The organism is Pseudomonas sp. JBR1 (genome assembly GCF_028198185.1).
GTDB lineage: Bacteria > Pseudomonadota > Gammaproteobacteria > Pseudomonadales > Pseudomonadaceae > Chryseomonas > Chryseomonas oryzihabitans_E.
On sequence record NZ_CP116340.1, the window covers coordinates 654,432 to 673,658 of the forward strand.

The following is a 19,227-nucleotide window of genomic DNA, read 5'->3' on the forward strand; positions in this document are numbered from 1 at the left end:
CTCCGCTACGTTGCGGTTAGGAACCCAGGTGACCACCCTGGGTTCCGACGGCGACGTCAGAGCGTGCGATCACGCGCCTCCCAGCGGCGTTCGGCTTCGCTCTGGGCACTCGCCTGATCCTGGCCGAGGGCGCGCAAGGCCACGGCTAGCGTCGCGATGACTGCCAGACGGCCATAGGGGTCTTCCGCCTCGCCACGCCAGGTGGCGGCCAGCAGCGCCGGATCGAGGCGCTCCGGTTTGACCTGGCGGCGCTCGGTAAGCGCCGGCCAGCTTTCGTCCCAGGCTTCGCCGCCACGGGTGCCATAGAGATGAGCGATGACATCGGGATTGCGCTCGACCTCGCCCCCTTCGCCCTTGATGACGATGCTGTCGTCATGCAGCAGGCGACTGGCCTCGCGATGTACCTCCTGGTACCCCGGATGGAAGATGCTCTGCAGGATGCAGCGCGCGTCACTGGGATTGAGCAGCCGGACCAGCGAGTGGATCGGGGAGCGCAAGCCAAGTTCGGCCTTGAGGTCGATCATCCGCTGCAGCGCTGGCATCCAGGCCGCCAACGGCAGGAAGGCGGGCTGGCCGCGGTCGAGCAGGGCGCCGACGTCCTGCCAATCCTTGGCCGTTTGCAGACCCAGGTGTCCCAGGCATTGCTCGGTGTAGAGCCGGCCTCCCGTGTGGGTGCCGCCGCCATGCATGACGATCCGCACACCGCTGCCGGCCAGGCACTTCACCGCGAGCAGGTACCAGGGCAGGTGCCGCTTCTTGCCGGCGTAGGACGGCCAGTCGAGGTCGACGGGGAAGCCGGGAGACTGCAGGCGCGCCCGAACGGCGCGGGTAAAGCCTGCCAGCTCTTCGGGGCTTTCTTCCTTGTGGCGCAGCAGCATGAGGAAGGCGCCAAGCTGGGCATCGGTCACCTGGCCGTCGAGGATCAGGCCCATGGCCATTTCGGCTTCGGCTTCGGTCAGGCTGCGGGCACCGCGCTTGCCCTTGCCCAGGGCACGGACGTAGACGGCGAAGGGATGTTCTTCGGGCGTGGTGAAGGTCATAGGCAATTGTCCGGTTTCGGCAGGCCGGCGAGCTTGGCGCCGAGCTTGGCCGGTGCTCCCTTGAACAGCAGGTTGAGCTGCAGGCTGGTACCCAGTTCGGGGCCCAGTGTCTGGGCGATGTACTTGATCAGCGGCCGATTGGCTGGTGATAGCTGGAATTGCGCATAAAAGTCACGGAGCGCCTGCAGCACCTGCCAATGGCGCTCGGTCAATTCGATGCCTTCCTTGAGTGCGAGTTGCCGGGCTACTTCGGGACTCCATTGGGAGAGATCGCGCAGATAGCCTTCGGGGTCGAGGTCGAGAGAGGGCATGCTAGGTCCAGCTGATGACCTTGGCGTGGCTCACGCTCAGGTCGACGAAAGTGGGGTAATCGATCAGGGTCACGCCACGCTCCGGATGCAGGCGGCGGGCCTGGACGTCTTCCGCGAGCGCGTAGAGGCCTGCTTCCGCAGGCAGTCGTGCCAACGCCTGGCTGGCGGTGCTACCCGGGCGCAGTGCCTCCACGGCGCCACCGGTGAGCAGGATGGCGTCCCCGCCACGGACCCAGGTCAAGCCGTCCAGGGCATCGGACTCCGTCAGCGGCGAGCGGGAAAACAGGTGCAGAGTCGTCAAATGGAAATCACCTGGTCATGGTCGTGGATCAACGTGGCCAACGCCTCGGGTTCGAGTGGGGTCACCCAGGCGGGCAACTGCTCGGGCGTGATGCCCAGACGCTGCAGGGCCGTGGCTTCCGCATAGATAGCGTCGACGCCGAACAGCGGCAGAGCGGAGAGATTGGCGCTCAGATCCTTCTGCTCGAGGGCAGTGCTGTCGGCTGCCAGCAGTTGGGTCACCCCAGCGCCTGCGAACAGCATCGCCAGGGGCAGCTCGAAGGCGCCACCTGCCAGCACGATATCCAGTGCCTCGCGAGGAGCCGGACCGCCCAGCGCCGGCTGACGAGAGATGACGAGGGTACTCTTGGCCATGCTAGTCGCCTCCAAAGCAGAGCAGGCGATCAGCGTCCTGTACCGCTTCATGCAACTGCCCCAGGCCGGACAACTGCCAGGGCGCGTGCACGTTCACTGCGCCACCCCGTTCATAGCGCTGCGCTTCGTTCTCGTCCAGCAGCCCGCGCTTGAGGGCAGCGGCAATGCAGACCACGGCGTCGATCTGGTGGCGTTCGATCAACTCGCGCCAGCGCGCGGGTAGGTCCAACTCGTCCTGCCCACTGACCGAGGCGTGTGAGGCGTTATGGACGCCGTCGCGGTAGAGGAAGAGTCGAGACAGTTCGTGACCCCCGGCCAACAGCGCTTCGCAGAAGCGCAGGGCCCGCCGCGCCGAGGGCGCCTGGGGGGGAGAAAGGACAACGATGGCAAATTTCATGGATGTAAAAAGGCCCGCCGAAGCGGGCCTCTTGGGCTACCGCTGATGATCAATCGTTGTTGCTGGCGAATCCGAAGATCTGCAGCAAGCTGAGGAACATATTGTAGATCGAGACGTACAGGGTGATGGTAGCCATGATGTAGTTGTCTTCACCACCGTGCACGATGGCACTGGTCTGGAACAGGATGGCCGCGGCGGCGAACAGCACGAAGCCCGCGCTGATAGCCAGTTGCAGGCCGCTGATCTGGACGAAGAAGGACAGCACCACGGCGCCCAGCAGGATCCAGAAGCCCGCCATCAGGAAACCACTCAGGAAGCTCATATCCTTGCGGCTGATCAGGGCGTAGGCCGACAGCCCAAAGAAGGCCAGGGCGGTCATGCCCGCTGCGGAGGCGATCACGCTGCCACCGTTGGGCAAGCCCAGGTACATGTTCAGGATCGGGCCCAGGGTGTAGCCCATGAAGCCGGTCAGGGCGAAGGTGCTGACCAGACCCCAGCCGCTGTCACGCGTCTTCATGGTCAGGAAGAACAGGCCATAGAAGCCGATCAGGACCACGAAGATGTTGGGGTAGGGCAACCGCATCTGCTGCGAGACGAAGGCGACCAGGCCGCTGAACGCCAGAGTCATGGCCAGCAGGGCGTAGGTGTTGCGCAATACACGGCTGACGTCCCGAGATTGCGCGAGGGCAGGGTTGTAGGCGTATTGACGCTCGTTCATGGTGTACTCCAAAGCTAAATAGACGGTGTGATGTACCGTACGACCCCGAAGATAGCAAATGTTGCTTAAGGATCGCTTGCGAGTGTTTGACAGTGTGTTGCCATCAGGTACTATGCGCCCCTCTTACGGAAGTGTGGCCGAGTGGTTTAAGGCAGCGGTCTTGAAAACCGCCGACTCGCAAGGGTCCCAGAGTTCGAATCTCTGCGCTTCCGCCATCTTCGAAGCCCCGTTCCTACGGGGCTTTTTGCTGTCTGAGGGGTCGGATTTCAGGGGCCGTCGGGCCGGTAGAAAGGAAGGTGTTCCGAAAATATCGCGGAACCGCTTCAACGCCCTGTCATGGATGGAGGCGAGCCCCTGACTCCGATCACCCCGGCAGCCATGGCCTGCAGGGTCCCGTGGTCAGTCTGAAGCGCAGTCGCTGCGCTGGATAGGCGAGCCAAGTGGCATGGTTGTCCAAGGCTCGAAGGTGCCTGCCTCTTGGGATGAGCAGTCAGGGCGACAGGCCTCGACTGCAAGGCGTCGACGACCGACCAGCCACTAGCGGACGCCGCAAGTGGAAGCATTTAGCGCCTAATCACGAAGCGACCATGGCGATCACGAAGATGGTAGCCAGGCCAACGCACATCGCGCTCAAAGTGACTGCCAGTAGGCCCTCATCGCTGGATAGCGGTCCTCGGCGAAGACCCGCGGACCTCAGCGGGGTGCTACTTATCTGATAGTGGGGCCTGGGCTCGAAGAGCGTCACTGTCCTTGTTAACTGATAGCGCAACTGAAATATCCTTTTCAGTCTGGGTGCTGGCCGGTGGGAGCCAGCTATTAGCGGCGATTGTGGCGTCAGCAAAGCTCAACAGCAAGACAATTGCTGATACACAGGTCCCTATGGCAATCGCGTCGATCACCTTCTGTTCTTTCACAGGCGCATTCATGGGGGGTTGCCTAGCACGGTGTCGACGTCGATTGAGGTGGTCTGACAACTGGATATGGCAGAAGTGCAGACAGCCGTTGATCCCTGATAAACAACCCCAGTCTTTATCACCGAGCATCATAGGAACGGCGTTGTTTTTCAGCGGGATGGCCAGAGCGGGGGGCGGCTACAGGGACGCAGCCTAGGTGACTGCCGGGAAAGGACTTGAAGCTACGTTTTGCGGTACTGGAAGCCAGGGCAGCTTATCGAGCTCTGGATTCGGCCGAGGTAGGTGGGCAACGCTTGGGGACGGTAGGCGCCCCGGCCTTGCCCTGACCTGTACGGACTAGAGGGTTTTCTTGTATTCCTTGTCCGCCTTCTTGTCCTCGCGATGCCGCTCCTTGTCGAGGTGGTTATCGGTACGATCTGCTTCGTCCGCAGTATGGGCGGCGCCTTTGTCGACCTCCTTGGCGTCGTGGTGGGCATCCTTACGGGTGTCACGCCCGTCCTGACGCACGCTCTTTTCCAGCGGGCTTTCCGCCAGTACCACGCTGGTATCGAAGGCTCCAAGTAGGGCCAACAGGGCTGCCGCTTTAACGGATGATCTCATCGGAAAACTCTCCTGAAAGGCGAAAGAGGAGCGGCGCCTCTGGTGGCCGCTTCGTTCTTCATTAAAGCGGCAAATACCCGGTATCGACGGACAGACGACGAGTGGCGGCGCCGGAGGCAGAGCCTTTGCGTCTTGCACAGGGATCAGTTGGTTGTCCCGGCCCAGGCCGCGGCATCGTGGGGATGCAGGCTTTCCAGGTGGCGGACGTGGATGCTGACGTCCTGATAGCTGTCGCGCAGGGCGATGAGTAGTCGGCGCGCGGCGTCTTCGACGAACATCAGGTTACTGCCGTTGAGGGCGGCGAAGGCCTGTTCGTCGGCGCGTTTGACGGCGGTTTGCACCGGAGTGCCCAGTGCCTTTTCACAGCGTTCGATCAGGGGCAGCAGGCCAAGGTCGGCTACACCCAACGGTATCCCGACGCGCACCTGTGCCAGGCTACGCTGGCTGTGGGGTGTGGCGAGGGAGGCGTGGCGGCGCAGCCAGCCGGCGACCGTGACGGGATCCAGTTGGGTAGCAGCCCCATGCTCTTCGAGAAAAGCCCGCTCGATCAGCTGGCGTGACAGTGAAGCCGAGCAAGGGCAGGTGGAGGAGTAGGTGATTTCCACCCGGGCATTGAGCTTAAAGACGCCCGCTACCCAGCTGGCGTCCAGGCGCACGGGGTAGCGTTTCCAGCCGCTGAGCTCCGCGGTCACCAGGGCGGGACGACGAACCAGCAGGGCGAAATCCAGGCGCAACCGGGCGGCGCGGGAATCACAGCTGCGATGGCTGCTGACCATTTCGATCAGCAGCAGGCGCAACCGCTCGGGTGTCAAGGGCGCGTCCATCCCCAGCCGATCCAGCAACTGGTAGAGCCGGGACATATGGATGCCCTTGGCAGTGGCCGCGGGCAGGTCGACCTGGACATCGGCGCTGGCGGGCAGGAGACCGCCGAGATCACCTTCGCCGAGGCGAAGAGGGAGATCTATATGCTGCATGCCGACCCAATCGAGTGCGGCGGGCAGGGTAGCGGTCTCGCTGAGGGAGACGTCGGGGAGGATGGCATTCATCGACAGGGCTCGGATCAGTGGAGGGCGGAGGCCTGGGGCCAGTCGCTGAAGGGGTTGTGCAGCTTTACCCAGGCTTGAGGGCCAGCGGCGAGCTCGGTATCGGTCAACAGGCAGGCGTCCAGCTTGGCGCGCAGGGAGGGTTCGTCCATGTTCATACCGATGAGTACGAGTTCCTGGCGGGCATCACCGACGCCCTCGTGCCATTTTTCCTTGATGAAGGCGACGGTCTCTTCATCGTCCGGCCACTGCTCGGGTGGTATCGCGGCCCACCAGCGCCCAGCTACGCCATGGCGGGCGACGGCGCCGGCCTGGGACCAGGTGCCGGCATGGGCGGGATGGCTGGCCAACCAGAAGTAGCCCTTCGAGCGCACCACGCCAGGCCATTCCTGCTCGACCAGGGTGAAGAAGCGTTCGGGGTGGAAGGGGCGACGGGCCTGGTAGACGAAGCTTGAGATGCCGTACTCCTCGGTCTCGGGCGTGTGCTCGCCACGCAGTTCCTGCAGCCAGCCCGGCGCCTTGGCGGCTTCGTCGAAGTCGAAGAGACCGGTCTGCAGCACCCGCTCCAGCGGCACGGCGCCGAAGCTGGCCAACTCCAGCCTCGCGCGAGGATTGAGGCTGCGCAGGATGGCCAGCAGGCGATCGCGCTCGGCCGGTTCGACCAGATCCAGCTTGTTCACCACCAGGACGTCGCAGAATTCGATCTGCTCGATCAGCAGGTCGACCACGGTGCGCTCGTCTTCCTCGCCGAGTGATTCGCCGCGTGACTCCAGGGAATCACTGGAGGCGTAGTCGCGCAGGAAGTTGAAGGCGTCCACCACGGTGACCAGGGTGTCGAGCTGGGCGACATCGCCCAGGCAGCGACCGTCTTCACCGGCGAAGGTGAAGGTCTCGGCCACTGGCAGAGGTTCGGAGATGCCGGTGGATTCGATGACCAGCTGATCGAAGCGGCCGTCCCGGGCGAGGCGCTCCACTTCCAGCAGCAGGTCTTCGCGCAGGGTGCAGCAGATGCAGCCGTTGCTCATCTCGACCAGCTTTTCCTCGGTGCGTGACAGCTCGGCGCCGCCGTCACGGACCAGGGTGGCGTCGATGTTGACCTCGGACATGTCGTTGACGATGACCGCCACCCGACGGCCCTCGCGGTTGTTGAGGATGTGGTTGAGCAAGGTGGTCTTGCCAGCGCCGAGAAAGCCGGACAGCACGGTGACGGGGAGTTTCTTGCTGGGGAGGTTGGCTTGGATAGTCATGGTCATCACGGATGGAAGAGGCTGTAGGACGGCTGCATCCCTGGAGATCAATTTCGGGATTTAACTTACGTTATAACATAACATTTATAGTGCGTTAAGCAGGTATTCCTGCCTGGCGTCGAGCCGCTGGCCAGAGAGTCGATAGTGGTGGATTGGCTGCCCGTCACGAGTTTTCGCGGGCAGTCTCCAGAACAGGGCGCCGCCTAGACGTGCTGACCGCCGTTGATATGGATCTCGGCGCCATTGATGTAGCAGGAACGTTCGCTGCAGAGGAAGTAGATGGTCTCGGCGACTTCATCAGGGGTGCCCAGGCGCTTGAGCGGGACCTCCGCCTCTACCAGGCCGTCGGTTCCGGGCGAAAGGATGGAGGTCGCGATCTCGCCGGGGGCGATGGCGTTGGCGCGGACGCCCCGGGGGCCGAATTCATGGGCGAGTTCGCGGGTCAGGGCGGCGAGGCCCGCCTTGGACGCGGCGTAGGCTACCCCGGCGAAGGGATGCACCCGTGAGCCGGCGATGGAGGTGACATTGACGATGCTGCCCTGGGCCGCTTCCAGCTCTGGCAGCAGGGCGCGGGCCAGCAGAGCGGTGGAGACCAGGTTGACGTTCAGTACCTGGGTCCAGGTGTCGGCATCCGATGCCAATACTCCGAGGCGGCTGCCATCGGGCCCCTTGGGTGAGATACCGGCATTGTTGACCAGGGCGTGCAGCTTGCCGCTGGGCAGGCGCTCGCGAACGATGGCGACCAGGCGATCGATCTGGGAAAGGTCGGCAAGATCGGCCTGGATATGGGCCTCGCGCGCCTCGGGCCAGGCGCATTCTTCGGAGAACGGTTGACGCGAGACGGTAAGCAGGCGCCAGCCCAGGCTGCGGAACAGCTTGACGGTGGCGTGGCCGATCCCGCGGCTGGCGCCGGTGAGCAGCATGATGCGCTGGGTCATGGGCGACCCCGGCAGGAAGCAGGGTGGGCGAGAGGCGACAAGGCGAGCATGGTGGTTGGCTCCGGCGTCTGGCAGGCCGGTTCACTATGCCCAAGGTATCTGGGTGGGGCAATCAATGGACCCGCACCACTCGCTCAGCCTTCGTCCTGGCGCAAGCGTCCATGCTCGCTGCGCACCGCCGCCATGAAGGTCTGCATGGCCGAGGATTGCACCCGATGGCGCCGCCGGATCAGCCCATAGGGTGGCAGTCGGGGTTCGAAGGCGATGGGCAGCACGGCCAGGAGATGCCGCCCGGGATAGTCGTTGACCACCGACAGCGGGGTGACGCCCAGCATGTCGGTCTGCTGCAGCAGGGCCAGTAGGGTCATGATTGACGTGGTCTCGACGATGCTGCCGGGGATGTCCACCCGGGCATCGTGGAAAGCCTGGTTGATGATGGCCCTCATGGGGCTGGGATGCTGCTGCAGCACCCAGGTGTGCTCCTGCAACGCGCCCCAAGTGAGGTGCGTGGCCTGGGCCAGGGGATTCTGCGCCCCGGCGATCACGCAGAGCACCTCTTCGCCGAGGCTGTCGAACAGCAGCTCCTCGGCGCGGGCCCCGGTGGGAATGCGACCCAGCACCACGTCCAGCTGATCCTGCAGCAGCGCCTGGACCAGCACGTCGCTGGTGTCCACCTGGATCGACATGGACAGCCGCGGATGACTCTGCTTGAGGGTGGCGATGGTGCGGGTCAGCAGTCCCGAGGCCAGCGCCGGGATGGCGCCTACCGCGACCCGGCCGAGATTGCCCGATTCCAGGGCGACCAGCTCTTCGCGCATGCCCGACAGCTCGGCGAAGACCATCCGCGCGTAGTAGATCACCGTCTCGCCGAACGCGGTGGCGCGCATGCCTCGCGGCAGGCGCTCGAACAGGCCCACCCCCAGCAGGCTCTCGATCTCGTGGAGCATCTTGGTGGCGGCCGGCTGGGTCATGCCGATGTCGTCGGCCGCGCGGCGCAGCGAACCGAATTCGGCCAGCGCCAGCACCAGCCGCAATTGGCGCAGGCGCAGACGGCTATGGATGGTGTGAGCGTCGGGAATGCGGGTCATGCTGGCCAACCGGGGTACGGGGGAGCCGGCTAGGGTAGCGCATGAGTCGGTGCCTGGCGCGGGCGGTACTCGCCCACGCCAGGCCGGCACATTCACGAGGGGCGCACCTTGGCCCGCGGCTGGCCCAGGCGCAACGCCTGGAGTCCTCGCGCCAGCAGGGGCCAGCAGAGCATCAGCAGAGCGGCCGTGGTCAGGCTGCCCACCAGCGGGTTGGACCAGAAGATGCCCAGCTGGCCGTCGGAGAACAGCATCGATTGACGGAAGGCGTCCTCGGCCTTGTCGCCCAGTACCGCGGCCAGTACCAGCGGGGCGATGGGATAGCCGAGCTTCTTGAAGGCATAGCCAAGAATGCCGAAGCCGAGCATCAGCCAGACGTCGAACAGGCTGTTGTGCACCGAATAGGCGCCGATCACGCAGACGGTGAAGATGATGGGCGCGATGATGCAGAAGGGAATGCGCAGGATGGCAGCGAACAGCGGGACCGTCGCCAGCACCACGATCAGGCTGACCACGTTGCCCAGGTACATGCTGGCGATCAGGCTCCAGACGAAGTCGTGCTGTTCGGCGAACAGGGTCGGCCCGGGGTGCAGGCCCCAGATCATTAGGCCGCCCAGCATCACCGCCGCGGTGGCCGAACCGGGAATGCCCAGGGTCAGCATGGGCAGCAGGGCGCTGGTGCCGGCGCTGTGGTCGGCGGTCTCCGGAGCGATCACACCTTCGAGTTCGCCCTTGCCGAAGCCTTCGGGATTTTTCGAGAAGCGCCGCGCCAGGCTGTAGCTCATGAAAGAGGCGGCGGTCGGGCCACCCGGGGTCACCCCCATCCAGCAGCCGACCAGGGCGCTGCGCAGCCAGGTCAGCCAGTAGCGTGGCAGCTGCTTCCAGGTGCCGAGCACGGTTCGCAGGGTGATCCGTGCCTGCTCGCCGCGAAAGACCAGGCCTTCTTCCACGGTGCAGAGGATCTCGCCGATGCCGAACAGCCCGATCACCGCCACCTCGAAGCTGATGCCCGAGAGCAGCGCCGGCTGGTCGAAGGTCAGGCGCAAATTGCCGGACACCGTATCCATGCCCACTGCGGCCATGGCGAAACCGATCATCATGGCCGCCACCGTCTTCAGCGGCGGATTCTTGCTCATGCCGATGAAGGTGCAGAAGGCCAGCAGGTAGACGGCGAAGAATTCCGGCGAACTGAATTCCATGGCGAAGGCGGCGATACGGCTGGAGAGAAAGGTCAGCAGCAGCACCCCGACCAGGGCGCCTAGCAGTGCCGAGGTGAAGGCCGCCGTGAGAGCCTCCCCGGCGCGTCCCTGGCGGGCCAGGGGGTAGCCGTCGAAGGTGGTGGCCACCGAGGAGGGTTCACCCGGGATGTTGAACAGGATGGAGGTGATGGAGCCGCCGAACAGCGCGCCCCAGTACATGCAGGATAGCAGGATGATGGCCGAGGTGGGGCTCATGGTGAAGGTCAGCGGCAGCAGCAGGGCGACGCCGTTGGGCGCGCCCAGGCCGGGCAGCACGCCCACCAGGATGCCGAGCAGTACTCCGATCACCATCAGGCCAATGTGCTGGAAGGACAGGATCATGCCCATCCCATGCATCAGGGAATCCAATTCGCTCATGACATTGTTCTCAGCAGGCGGGCCAGATCGGCCAGGGGACCGGCGTCCAGCGGTACCTTGAACCAGAGGGCGAAGATCAGATAGCTGGCCAGGCTCACCCCGCCAGCGGTGGCCAGGATCTGCAGCACGCCATAGCGCCGTTGCCGCTGGCGATCCCGCGCCATGAACCAGGCGATGAACAGGAAGGCCGTGACATAGAGGCCCAGCAGGGGCAGGGCGACGACGAAGGCCAGCATCGGCAGGAACACCCGCAGCACCTGGCCGAAGGCGGCGCGCTCGACGAAGCCCGTGCGCAGCGCCTGCCAACGCCATAGCGCCTGTAGCGCGGTGGCCAGGCTGGCCAGGGTCAGCAGCAGGCCGATGTAGAAGGGGAAGTAGCCCGGTTCCGGGCCCGCATCGCCCCAGCCGATGCCCTGTTCCAGGCTACCGAACATCACGATACCGCCGAGCCCGGCGGTGAAGGCCGCCAGGCCCAGTTCCACCCAGCGGGTGGTGATCAGGGAATCTCCGGCCATGGCCGTCTCTCCTGTGTCGTTGCGCCGATCAGCGCTTGAGCCAGCCGGCTGCCTCGAATACCGGGGTGACCCGAGCGGTGTCCTGGGCGATGTAGTCCTGCAGCGCCTGGCCTTCGAGGAAGGTCGGCACCAGGGCATTGCGCTCGATGTAGGCCTTGAATTCCGGCGTCTGGCTCACCTTGCGCAGGAGCTCCACATAGAAGGCGCGTTGCTCCTCGCTGACTCCGCCCGGTAGCAGCACGGTGCGCGGGAAACGGTACTGGTCGATGCCCAGGCCTTGCTCCTTGCAGGTGGGCACGTCGGACCAGGCCTGGGTGTCGGTGACCTTGGCGGTGTAGCCCATGCGCGTCTGGCTGAACACGCAGAGTGGTACCACCTGACCGCCACGCCATTGGCTCAGGCTTTCGCTGGGATTGTTGACGTTGGAGGTGATGTGCTTGCCGGCTAGCTGGGTTGCGGCTTCGCTACCGCTCTTGAACGGAATGTAGGTGAGCTTGGTGCCCTCGGTGCGGTTGAGCAGCAGGGTCAGGGTCTGATCCACGTCCTTGGACTGGCTGCCGCCCATACGCTTGCCGGCCGGGTCCTGCTTGATGGCATCGATATAGCCACGGGCGTCCTTCCAGGGCGCATCGGCGTAGGTCCAGAGGATGAAGTCGTCCTCGGCGATGGCCGCCACCGGGGTGAGGTCGTCGAGCTGGTAGCCCAGCTTGGCGGTCAAGGGCAGCAAGTAGACATTGTTGGTGGCGATGACCAGCTTGTCCGCCTCGCCCTTGGCCAGCTTCATTTCCAGAAAGGCTTCAGCGCCATTGCCGCCGCCCTTGTTGAACACCACGGTGCTGGCGTCCAGCAGCTTGTGCTGGGTGATGATCGACTGGATCAACCGACCGAGCTGGTCGGTGCCGCCACCGGGACCACCCGCGACGACGATCTCGACCTTGCCTTCCGGCTGCCAGGCGGCGTGGGCCAGGGGCACTACCGTAGCGGCGAGATACAGGGGAAGGGTGGCTAGCAGGGAAGGGCTGCGCATGGGACTACCTCTTTCTTGTCGTTGTTGTCGGTGGCCGAGTGTGCGCAGCCCAAGGCGTTCGCGACCACTCAAAAATAGGCATGCACCGATAGCCTGGAGTTATGCCATATGGGCAGGAGCGCTGGCTGGTGCGTGGTAGAGCGCCTAGGCAGGATCCGGTCGCCTGACCTATATCCTGGGGCTATACGCCTATGCACAGATTTGATTAGACGGTTATCGGCCTACGCCAGATAGTCGATCTTGCCAGCCGGCAGCTGAACACCCATAACAAGAATCCCAGGGGTCCACGCCATGCTCTCGACATCTCGCACCAGCCGCCATGAGGACGCCGCTGTCCTTCCCACGGCCCTGCAGCCCTCCCGGGTCCGCTGGCGCATCTTCGCCATCATCTTTGGCCTAACCGTCATCAATCTGGTGGATCGTGTTTCCCTGTCCATTGCCATGCCTACCATCGCCCGCGAGTTCCAGCTGACGCCCGCCATCCAGGGGCTGATCCTCAGCAGTTTCTTCTGGGCCTATGCGCTCCTGCAGATTCCCGGTGGCTGGCTGATCGACCGCTACGGCCCACGCCGGGTCATCGGCTGGTCCACCGGCCTCTGGGGCGTCTTCCAGACCGTCGCAGCCTTCGCCACTGGCGGGCTGTCGCTGATCTTCGCCCGCGTCGCCCTGGGCGCCGCCGAAGCTCCCCTGTTTCCCGCTGGCGGCAAGCTCAATTCCCTGTGGCTGGCGTCCAGCGAACGCGGGCGTGGCGCGGTATTGATGGACTGCGGCGGTCCCCTGGGCGTGGCCCTGGGTGGTCTGCTCATCGCCTACCTGATCGCCGTCTTCGGCTCCTGGCGCACCGCCTTCTTCATCGCCGGTATCGCGACCCTGGCCATGGCCTGGCTCGCCTGGCGCTATCTCAGGGACGATCCGGCAATCCATCCGGGCGTGAATGCCGCCGAGCTCGCGCGTATCAACGAAGGCCGCAGCACCTCCGTGGCTCAGGCGGCCAAGGCCGGTGCGCAAGGGCTGGGCATCGCCCGCCGCTCCCTGGCGGGCATCCTGCTCGGTCGCGCCAGCTGGGCCATGGTGTTCTTCGGCCTGCTCACCTGGGGACCGAGCTACCTCGCCCAGGCCCGGGGATTCGATATCAAGGGCATCGGCGCTGCCACTTTCGTCATCTTCCTCTGCGGCGCGGCCGGGTCCCTGGTGGGCGGCTTCCTCTGCGACCTGCTGGTGCGCAAGGGCATGCGTCGCGGGCTGGCGGCCAAGGGTTTGCTGTCCTGCTCAGGGCTGGTAGCGCTGCTGGCTTTTCTGCTGCTGCCGCAGTTGACCGATCCCTACGCTGCCGTGGCGCTGCTGTCGCTCACTGCCTTCTTCCTCATGTGGGGCAGCCTCTACTGGAGTTTCCCGGCGTTACTGGCGGCGCCAGCGCGAGTGGGTCTGATCGGCGGAGTGATGAATCTGGCCGGCAGTCTCGGCGGTATCGCCGTGCCCATCCTGGTCGGCCTCTTGCTGCAACATCTGGGCGGCTATCCGGCGGTACTGGGCTTCTTCGCCCTCTGCTCGGGCCTGTTCATCCTCGGCACCCTGCTGATCGCCCTGGACGAGCGGGAGGTGCAGCATGGCTGAGCTCTACAGTGGTCCCATCATCGACGCTCACCATCATTTCTGGGAGCCCGAGCGCAACTTCCACCCCTGGCTGTCCGGGGCCGAGACCATTCCCTTTCGTTACGGCGACTACAGTGCCATCAAGGGCGACTACCTGCCGGAGCACTATTTCGCCGACGCCGCCGGTCACAATGTGGCCCAGACCGTCTACGTCGAGACCGAATGGGATCCGCGCGATCCCCTGGGCGAAACCCGTTACATCCACGAGCTGGCGCAGCGCCATGGCGTGCCCAATGCCGTGGTCGCCCAGGCCTGGCTGGATGCTGAAGACGCTGCCGACCTGCTGGCTGACCAGGCTGCCTTCGAGCGTGTGCGCAGCGTGAGACACAAGCCAGGCGGTCCGACTTGCCTGGCCGAGATGGGTAGCCAGCGCACCCTGATGAGCGACGACCGCTGGCGCCGTGGCTATGCCGAACTGCAGCGCCACGGCCTGCGCTTCGATCTGCAGACGCCCTGGTGGAATCTCGACGAGGCCGGACGCCTGGCCCGGGATTTTCCGGCCATCCAGTTGATCCTCAACCATACGGGGCTGCCGTCCGATCGCAGCCCTCAGGGCCTGGCCGCTTGGCGAGCGGCCCTGGCACGCCTGGCCGAGTGGCCCAACGTGGCGCTGAAGATCTCAGGGCTCGGCCTTGCAGGCCAGCCTTGGCGCGCCGAAGACAACGCCTGGATCGTCCGCGAGGCCATCGCCATCTTTGGCCCGGAGCGCGCCATGTTCGCCAGCAACTTTCCCGTCGACCGCCTGTGCGGCAGCTACGACACCATCATCGGTGGCTTCAAGCGTCTGGTCGCGGACCTGCCCGCACCGGCCCAGCGCCACCTCTTCCACGACACCGCCCAGCGCCTGTATCGCCCCGTGGCCGACGTCATTCGCCTGGACACCTATCTGAGGACCTCCGCATGAGCAATCCCATCCTTCCTCGCCTAGCCATGGTGTTGGGCGATCCCGCCGGCATCGGCCCCGAATTGATCGCCCGGCTGCTAGCTGATCCCGAGGTGCGCAGCCGCGCCCGCGTGGTGCTCATCGCCGACGAGGACGAAGCCCGTACGGGCATGCGCATCGCCGGCTGCGAATTTCCCTATCGGCGCATCGACAGCCTCGAGGCCCTGAATTTTCAGGACGACATGCCCTTGCTGTATCCCTATCGCGGCACTGCCGAAGGTGCCTTCGCGCGCAGTGAAGCCAGCATTGTCGGTGGCCGCTACAGCCTGGATACCCTGGCTGTGGCGCTCGACCTGACCCAGGCCGGTCATACCGACGCCATTCTCTTCGGCCCGCTGAACAAGACCTCCCTGCACCTGGCGGGTATGGGCCACAACGATGAGCTGCATTGGTTCGCCGAGCACCTGAGATACCAGGGACCGTTCTGCGAATTCAATGTGCTGGACGATCTCTGGACCTCGCGCGTGACCTCCCATGTCGCGCTCAAGGAGGTTCCCGGCTTGCTCAGCCAGGAAAGAGTGATCGAGGCCATCCAGCTGATCGACAACGAACTCAAGCGCAGCGGTCTGGCTCGGCCACGCATCGGCGTTTGCGGACTCAATCCGCACAATGGCGACAACGGCAGCTTTGGTCGCGAAGAGCTGGACCTGATCGGCCCGGCGGTGGAACGCGCCAAGGCGTTGGGCATCGCTGCCGACGGTCCCTATCCGGCGGACACCATCTTTCTCAAGGTCCAGGGCGATGCCCGGGCGTTCGACGCTGTGGTGACCATGTACCACGACCAGGGCCAGATTGCGATCAAGCTCATGGGCTTCTCGCGTGGCGTCACGGTGCAGGGCGGCCTGCCCATTCCCATCGCGACCCCCGCCCACGGGACGGCCTTCGACATCGCCGGCCAGGGTCGCGCCAACGTCGGTGCCACCCGCCAGGCCTTCGAGATCGCCTGCCGCCTGGGTAGCTCCCGCTACTGAGTTATACCGAGGCGCCCAAAGGCGCTTTCCGAATCCGCCGAACCGGCTTGAAGCGCCGGCAGGCCTCGCTCATCCCCGGAAAAGGAACCGCACCATGAAAATCACCAGCGTCCGCACCCGCGTCTTCGAATGGAAAGGTAAGGTCGTCCCGCCCCAGGCGCACTTCTGCACCAATGCCACCGACATCCTTTATGAGCGCGGCGACGCCATGGGCTCTTTCCGCTTCCATGGCTGGTTGGTCGTGGAAATAGAGACCGACAGCGGCCTGGTCGGCTTGGGCAACTGCGCCCTGGCGCCGCGAGTGGCCAAGGAGATCATCGACCTGTATCTGACGCCCATCGTGATGGGGCAGGACCCCTTCGACAACGAATACCTCTGGCAGAAGATGTACCGTCGCACCCACGCCTGGGGCCGCAAAGGCATCGGCATGGCCGCCATTTCCGCCGTCGACCTGGCGCTCTGGGACTTGATGGGCAAGGCCGTCAACAAGCCGGTGTTCAAGCTGCTGGGCGGCCGCACCAAGGAGAAGATTCCCTGCTACGCCTCCAAGCTCTACGCCAACGACAACCTGGATCTGTTCCTGGAGGAAGCCCAGGGCTATCTCAGTCAGGGCTTCGACGCCCTCAAGATGAGATTTGGCTACGGTCCCAAGGATGGCCCTGCCGGCATGCGGCGCAACATCGAGCAGGTGCGTGCCCTGCGCGAACTGGCTGGTCCCGACGTCGACATCATGCTGGAGTGTTACATGGGCTGGACGCTGGAATACGCCCGCCGCATGCTGCCCAAGCTGGTGGAATTCGAACCGCGCTGGCTGGAAGAGCCGGTCATCGCCGATGACATCGAAGGCTATGTCGAACTCAAGAAGATGGGCCTCACGCCCATCTCCGGCGGCGAGCACGAATTCACCTCCTACGGCTTCAAGGACCTGCTCGAACGTCGTGCCGTGGACGTCATCCAGTACGACACCAACCGCGTTGGCGGCATTACCGCCGCCCGCAAGATCAACGCCCTGGCCGAAGCCTGGTCGGTCCCGGTCATTCCTCACGCCGGCCAGATGCACAACTACCACCTGACCATGGCCAGTACCGCCTCGCCCATGGCCGAATTCTTCCCGGTCTTCGACGTGGAAGTGGGCAACGAGCTCTTCTACTACGTGTTCAAGGGCGAACCTCAGCCGGTCGGCGGCTACCTGCAGCTCGACGACGACAAACCCGGCTTGGGCCTCGAGTTGTCGGAGGAACATCTCAAGGACTTCGATGTGATCGAATAAGGTCTGGGCACGCAGCCGCCTCGGGGAAGGCGGCTGTCGTCTGGCGCTCAGGCGCCACCTGCCGCGATACCTGATTCAGCCAGCCAAAATCGCGGCCGCGCCCCGTGGCTGTCGGGTGTACCACAGCACACGACTGACGCCGCGAGTCACCGCCACATAGCTCAGGCGTAGCGCCTCATCGGTCATGGCTTCGTCATAGCTCTGCTGGAAATGCCCACTGGCGGCGTAGAGCGCATTGCGCAACGGATGGGGCTGCTGGGGCTGGCCATCATCCAGGACAATAGCCACCTCAGCCTGCAAGCCCTTGGCCCTATGAATGGTGCAAGTCCGCACGCCGGGCTGGCGACCCAGTTGCTCATTGATGGCTTTCAAGGGTGCATTCAGTCGGCTCATCACCATGACCGCACAGCGCTCTGGCCGCTCACGTTGCGCTGCATAGCCCCGCTGCGCGTTGATCTCCTCGAGCAGGGAGGTCAATTGGCGACCGATATCGAATTGCCCAACGACCTTCACCCCGTGGCCCTGGTCATCCGCGGCACGGAAAGCCTGGGTGCTTTTGGGTTGCTTGTGCCTTACCCGTGTCAGGATGCGCTCGCCGTCCGCCACGATCGCAGGTGAGGACCGGTAGTTGGTCCCCAGCATCAGGGTCTGACTGGGTGTCTGGCCAGGGAACCAGCGGTCGAAATGGATGAAAAGCTCCGGTGAGCTGCCGCGCCAGCCATAGATGGATTGCCAATCGTCGCCAATGGCCATCAGCGACGGTGCGGTTTTCTCCTCGGCAAGCCGGTGTTGCACTTGCTGCAGCCAGAGGGCGATCTGTGGCGAGATATCCTGGAATTCGTCGATCAGCAGATGGGTGAAGGGGTTCAGGCGTGCGATTAGTGCGCGGCTGGGCTTCTTTTGCAGGCGATCCGTCAGCACGGCAAAGGCCGTATTGAAAGTCATCAGCCGCTGATCCTTCAGCAGCTTGCCAAAGTGTCGCCAGAATTGCTGCATGGCCTCCAGAAAGATCCGGTCCCGCGTCGAGCATTCAAGCTGGCTGCTCTTTATCGAGCCGACACGCAATCCCAGGGTCTCGGCGAACGAGGCTTGTCCATAGAAGAGGTCAGGTAGCGGTTGTGGTTGGCGTTCACCGTTGAGTACGAAGGGTTGCAAAGGCGCCGCGCTGGGAGGCGCTTCCTCATTGGGTGCTGCCAATTCCAGCAATAGATGAATGCGGCGACGAAATCCGGGGTCTTCTCGATAACAGGTCTCGTAGGCCTGCAGCAGCAGTTGCCGTTGACTGTCGTTAAGGGTTGCGCCTGCCAGCAACCCGTTATCCGGCTCTTCGTCACCTTTCGAGTTGGCCGATAGCTGCTCGAACCACTGCGTCGCTCTGAGCTCGGCGCGAGCCAGTTGCGCCAAGGCAGAGTGAAAGGTTCGCACCAGTTCGCGTGCTGCGTCGTCATCCAGTGGGACGTCCCAGAAGGCCAGGACGCGCCTCAGTTGCGCTCGCAATTCATCGCAAGACGCCTTGGTAAAGGAAATGACGGTCAGCTGCTCCCGTGGGATGTCCAGATGACAAAGCATGAACACGACCCGCAAGACTAGTGTCGTGGTCTTGCCCGAGCCCGCTCCGGCAAAGATTCGCGTCGCGGGAGCGCGAGCAAGGATCATCTTCCATTGCTCCGGCGAAGGTGGCTGGACGATGCCCTGTGCCACTGCCTGCTCGACGCGGGTCTTCATCCGCTGCTCATGCGAACGCTTCACCGAGAACGCCGGGCCATAGATAGCGGCAGGGGAGGGGATGGGTGGGCTAGGTGGAGTGACAACTTTCTCGCTACGGGTTGCCGCGGCCGGCTCCTTAGCCACCCTTTGCACCTTCCGGGTTTTCACCGGCGATGCACTTTTCCGGGCACTTGGCGGCGTCTCTCCTTTAAGAAAGAGAGTCGTGCGGGGAAACCAGTCACCCAGGGTTTTCCTTAGCTGTTGTCGGTAGCGGTCCAGGATGGAAGTCATGTAGTCCTCGAAACATCATCTCCCGTCATCTTACCCTGCACAGGTGACAGCTCGGCCTCAGGCCAGCTTCCTGGCCTCTATTGCATGTTTTCTGAAATTAGCTGTTGACGCCCTCCAGAAGTCGCCTATAATGCGCCCCACTTCCGGCGCAGATGCTGAAGCGGCTTGAAAATCAAGCACTTAGGTCTGAGCCGGGCGAGGGGTCCACGGATTCTTCGCCATTTGGTTCTCGCCTTCGGGTGATGACGGAATGAAGCGGAGGGGTTGACAGCGTCTCAGGATGCTGT

The 19,227-nt window shown here is 64.1% G+C and carries 19 protein-coding genes and 1 tRNA gene; 5 read left to right on the top strand and 15 right to left on the bottom strand.

Going from position 1 to position 19,227, the window contains the following annotated elements; genetic code table 11:
• Nucleotides 1-56: 56 nt before the first annotated feature.
• The 6 genes from PJ259_RS03165 to PJ259_RS03190 are packed head-to-tail and all read right to left on the bottom strand — an operon-like array spanning nt 57 to nt 3,120.
• Nucleotides 57-1,040, bottom strand: a complete 984-nt coding sequence (locus PJ259_RS03165) for a glycosyl transferase family protein (protein WP_271654690.1) — start codon at nt 1,038-1,040, stop codon at nt 57-59.
• The gene (locus PJ259_RS03170) at nt 1,037-1,351 is read right to left on the bottom strand and encodes a TusE/DsrC/DsvC family sulfur relay protein (protein ID WP_271654691.1); all 315 of its coding nucleotides are present in this window, start codon (nt 1,349-1,351) and stop codon (nt 1,037-1,039) included. The genes PJ259_RS03165 and PJ259_RS03170 overlap by 4 nt, the downstream gene beginning before the upstream one ends.
• A gap of 1 nt (nt 1,352) precedes the next feature.
• Entirely contained in the window at nt 1,353-1,652 is a 300-nt protein-coding gene (gene tusB, locus PJ259_RS03175; protein ID WP_059314662.1) for a sulfurtransferase complex subunit TusB, read from the bottom strand.
• Nucleotides 1,649-2,005, bottom strand: coding sequence for a sulfurtransferase complex subunit TusC (gene tusC / locus PJ259_RS03180; RefSeq protein ID WP_271654692.1), 357 nt, complete (start codon nt 2,003-2,005; stop codon nt 1,649-1,651). The genes tusB and tusC overlap by 4 nt, the downstream gene beginning before the upstream one ends.
• 1 nt (nt 2,006) lies before the next feature.
• The gene (gene tusD, locus PJ259_RS03185) at nt 2,007-2,402 is read right to left on the bottom strand and encodes a sulfurtransferase complex subunit TusD (RefSeq protein WP_271654693.1); all 396 of its coding nucleotides are present in this window, start codon (nt 2,400-2,402) and stop codon (nt 2,007-2,009) included.
• A gap of 49 nt (nt 2,403-2,451) precedes the next feature.
• Nucleotides 2,452-3,120, bottom strand: a complete 669-nt coding sequence (locus PJ259_RS03190; RefSeq protein WP_271654694.1) for a Bax inhibitor-1/YccA family protein — start codon at nt 3,118-3,120, stop codon at nt 2,452-2,454.
• A 127-nt stretch (nt 3,121-3,247) separates the two neighbouring features.
• On the opposite strand from PJ259_RS03190, the gene PJ259_RS03195 reads away from it, so the two are divergent.
• A tRNA-Ser gene (locus PJ259_RS03195) sits at nt 3,248-3,335 on the top strand.
• 1,035 nt (nt 3,336-4,370) lie between these two features.
• On the opposite strand, the gene PJ259_RS03200 is transcribed toward PJ259_RS03195, so the two are convergent.
• From PJ259_RS03200 to PJ259_RS03235, 8 genes are all read right to left on the bottom strand, one after another.
• A complete protein-coding gene (locus PJ259_RS03200) occupies nt 4,371-4,634 on the bottom strand; it encodes a hypothetical protein (RefSeq protein WP_271654695.1) in 264 nt (87 codons plus the stop codon).
• 143 nt (nt 4,635-4,777) lie between these two features.
• On the bottom strand, nt 4,778-5,680 hold the full coding sequence (gene folE2, locus PJ259_RS03205) for a GTP cyclohydrolase FolE2 (RefSeq protein WP_271654696.1): 903 nt from the start codon (nt 5,678-5,680) through the stop codon (nt 4,778-4,780).
• Nucleotides 5,681-5,694: 14 nt separating this feature from the next.
• Nucleotides 5,695-6,930, bottom strand: coding sequence for a zinc metallochaperone GTPase ZigA (gene zigA / locus PJ259_RS03210; RefSeq protein WP_271654697.1), 1,236 nt, complete (start codon nt 6,928-6,930; stop codon nt 5,695-5,697).
• Between the two features lie 197 nt (nt 6,931-7,127).
• Entirely contained in the window at nt 7,128-7,862 is a 735-nt protein-coding gene (locus PJ259_RS03215; RefSeq protein ID WP_059314725.1) for an SDR family NAD(P)-dependent oxidoreductase, read from the bottom strand.
• Nucleotides 7,863-7,996: 134 nt separating this feature from the next.
• On the bottom strand, nt 7,997-8,950 hold the full coding sequence (locus PJ259_RS03220; protein WP_059314726.1) for a LysR family transcriptional regulator: 954 nt from the start codon (nt 8,948-8,950) through the stop codon (nt 7,997-7,999).
• Between the two features lie 92 nt (nt 8,951-9,042).
• Nucleotides 9,043-10,563, bottom strand: coding sequence for a tripartite tricarboxylate transporter permease (locus PJ259_RS03225; protein WP_059314727.1), 1,521 nt, complete (start codon nt 10,561-10,563; stop codon nt 9,043-9,045).
• Nucleotides 10,560-11,078 carry a tripartite tricarboxylate transporter TctB family protein gene (locus tag PJ259_RS03230; RefSeq protein WP_271654698.1) on the bottom strand — a complete coding sequence of 173 codons (519 nt, stop codon included), beginning with the start codon at nt 11,076-11,078 and terminating at the stop codon, nt 10,560-10,562. The genes PJ259_RS03225 and PJ259_RS03230 overlap by 4 nt, the downstream gene beginning before the upstream one ends.
• A gap of 28 nt (nt 11,079-11,106) precedes the next feature.
• Nucleotides 11,107-12,105: a Bug family tripartite tricarboxylate transporter substrate binding protein gene (locus PJ259_RS03235; RefSeq protein WP_271654699.1), complete on the bottom strand. Its 999-nt coding sequence runs from the start codon at nt 12,103-12,105 to the stop codon at nt 11,107-11,109.
• A gap of 291 nt (nt 12,106-12,396) precedes the next feature.
• On the opposite strand from PJ259_RS03235, the gene PJ259_RS03240 reads away from it, so the two are divergent.
• From PJ259_RS03240 to PJ259_RS03255, 4 genes are all read left to right on the top strand, one after another.
• Nucleotides 12,397-13,719 carry an MFS transporter gene (locus tag PJ259_RS03240; protein WP_271654700.1) on the top strand — a complete coding sequence of 441 codons (1,323 nt, stop codon included), beginning with the start codon at nt 12,397-12,399 and terminating at the stop codon, nt 13,717-13,719.
• On the top strand, nt 13,712-14,662 hold the full coding sequence (locus PJ259_RS03245; RefSeq protein WP_271654701.1) for an amidohydrolase family protein: 951 nt from the start codon (nt 13,712-13,714) through the stop codon (nt 14,660-14,662). Before PJ259_RS03240 ends, PJ259_RS03245 begins: the two co-directional genes overlap by 8 nt.
• On the top strand, nt 14,659-15,672 hold the full coding sequence (locus tag PJ259_RS03250; RefSeq protein ID WP_271654702.1) for a 4-hydroxythreonine-4-phosphate dehydrogenase PdxA: 1,014 nt from the start codon (nt 14,659-14,661) through the stop codon (nt 15,670-15,672). Before PJ259_RS03245 ends, PJ259_RS03250 begins: the two co-directional genes overlap by 4 nt.
• A gap of 94 nt (nt 15,673-15,766) precedes the next feature.
• Nucleotides 15,767-16,942, top strand: a complete 1,176-nt coding sequence (locus tag PJ259_RS03255; RefSeq protein WP_271654703.1) for an L-rhamnonate dehydratase — start codon at nt 15,767-15,769, stop codon at nt 16,940-16,942.
• Between the two features lie 75 nt (nt 16,943-17,017).
• Here the strand turns inward: PJ259_RS03255 and PJ259_RS03260 are convergent, their stop codons facing one another.
• Nucleotides 17,018-18,940 carry a UvrD-helicase domain-containing protein gene (locus PJ259_RS03260; protein ID WP_271654704.1) on the bottom strand — a complete coding sequence of 641 codons (1,923 nt, stop codon included), beginning with the start codon at nt 18,938-18,940 and terminating at the stop codon, nt 17,018-17,020.
• Nucleotides 18,941-19,227: the final 287 nt, after the last annotated feature.

Coding starts and splice junctions, on each gene's coding strand:
- PJ259_RS03165 (WP_271654690.1), bottom strand. CDS start 1,040: ATGACCTTCACCACGCCCGAAGAACATCCCTTCGCCGTCTACGTCCGT.
- PJ259_RS03170 (WP_271654691.1), bottom strand. CDS start 1,351: ATGCCCTCTCTCGACCTCGACCCCGAAGGCTATCTGCGCGATCTCTCC.
- tusC (WP_271654692.1), bottom strand. CDS start 2,005: ATGGCCAAGAGTACCCTCGTCATCTCTCGTCAGCCGGCGCTGGGCGGT.
- tusD (WP_271654693.1), bottom strand. CDS start 2,402: ATGAAATTTGCCATCGTTGTCCTTTCTCCCCCCCAGGCGCCCTCGGCG.
- PJ259_RS03190 (WP_271654694.1), bottom strand. CDS start 3,120: ATGAACGAGCGTCAATACGCCTACAACCCTGCCCTCGCGCAATCTCGG.
- PJ259_RS03200 (WP_271654695.1), bottom strand. CDS start 4,634: ATGAGATCATCCGTTAAAGCGGCAGCCCTGTTGGCCCTACTTGGAGCC.
- folE2 (WP_271654696.1), bottom strand. CDS start 5,680: ATGAATGCCATCCTCCCCGACGTCTCCCTCAGCGAGACCGCTACCCTG.
- zigA (WP_271654697.1), bottom strand. CDS start 6,930: ATGACCATGACTATCCAAGCCAACCTCCCCAGCAAGAAACTCCCCGTC.
- PJ259_RS03215 (WP_059314725.1), bottom strand. CDS start 7,862: ATGACCCAGCGCATCATGCTGCTCACCGGCGCCAGCCGCGGGATCGGC.
- PJ259_RS03220 (WP_059314726.1), bottom strand. CDS start 8,950: ATGACCCGCATTCCCGACGCTCACACCATCCATAGCCGTCTGCGCCTG.
- PJ259_RS03225 (WP_059314727.1), bottom strand. CDS start 10,563: ATGAGCGAATTGGATTCCCTGATGCATGGGATGGGCATGATCCTGTCC.
- PJ259_RS03230 (WP_271654698.1), bottom strand. CDS start 11,078: ATGGCCGGAGATTCCCTGATCACCACCCGCTGGGTGGAACTGGGCCTG.
- PJ259_RS03235 (WP_271654699.1), bottom strand. CDS start 12,105: ATGCGCAGCCCTTCCCTGCTAGCCACCCTTCCCCTGTATCTCGCCGCT.
- PJ259_RS03240 (WP_271654700.1), top strand. CDS start 12,397: ATGCTCTCGACATCTCGCACCAGCCGCCATGAGGACGCCGCTGTCCTT.
- PJ259_RS03245 (WP_271654701.1), top strand. CDS start 13,712: ATGGCTGAGCTCTACAGTGGTCCCATCATCGACGCTCACCATCATTTC.
- PJ259_RS03250 (WP_271654702.1), top strand. CDS start 14,659: ATGAGCAATCCCATCCTTCCTCGCCTAGCCATGGTGTTGGGCGATCCC.
- PJ259_RS03255 (WP_271654703.1), top strand. CDS start 15,767: ATGAAAATCACCAGCGTCCGCACCCGCGTCTTCGAATGGAAAGGTAAG.
- PJ259_RS03260 (WP_271654704.1), bottom strand. CDS start 18,940: ATGACTTCCATCCTGGACCGCTACCGACAACAGCTAAGGAAAACCCTG.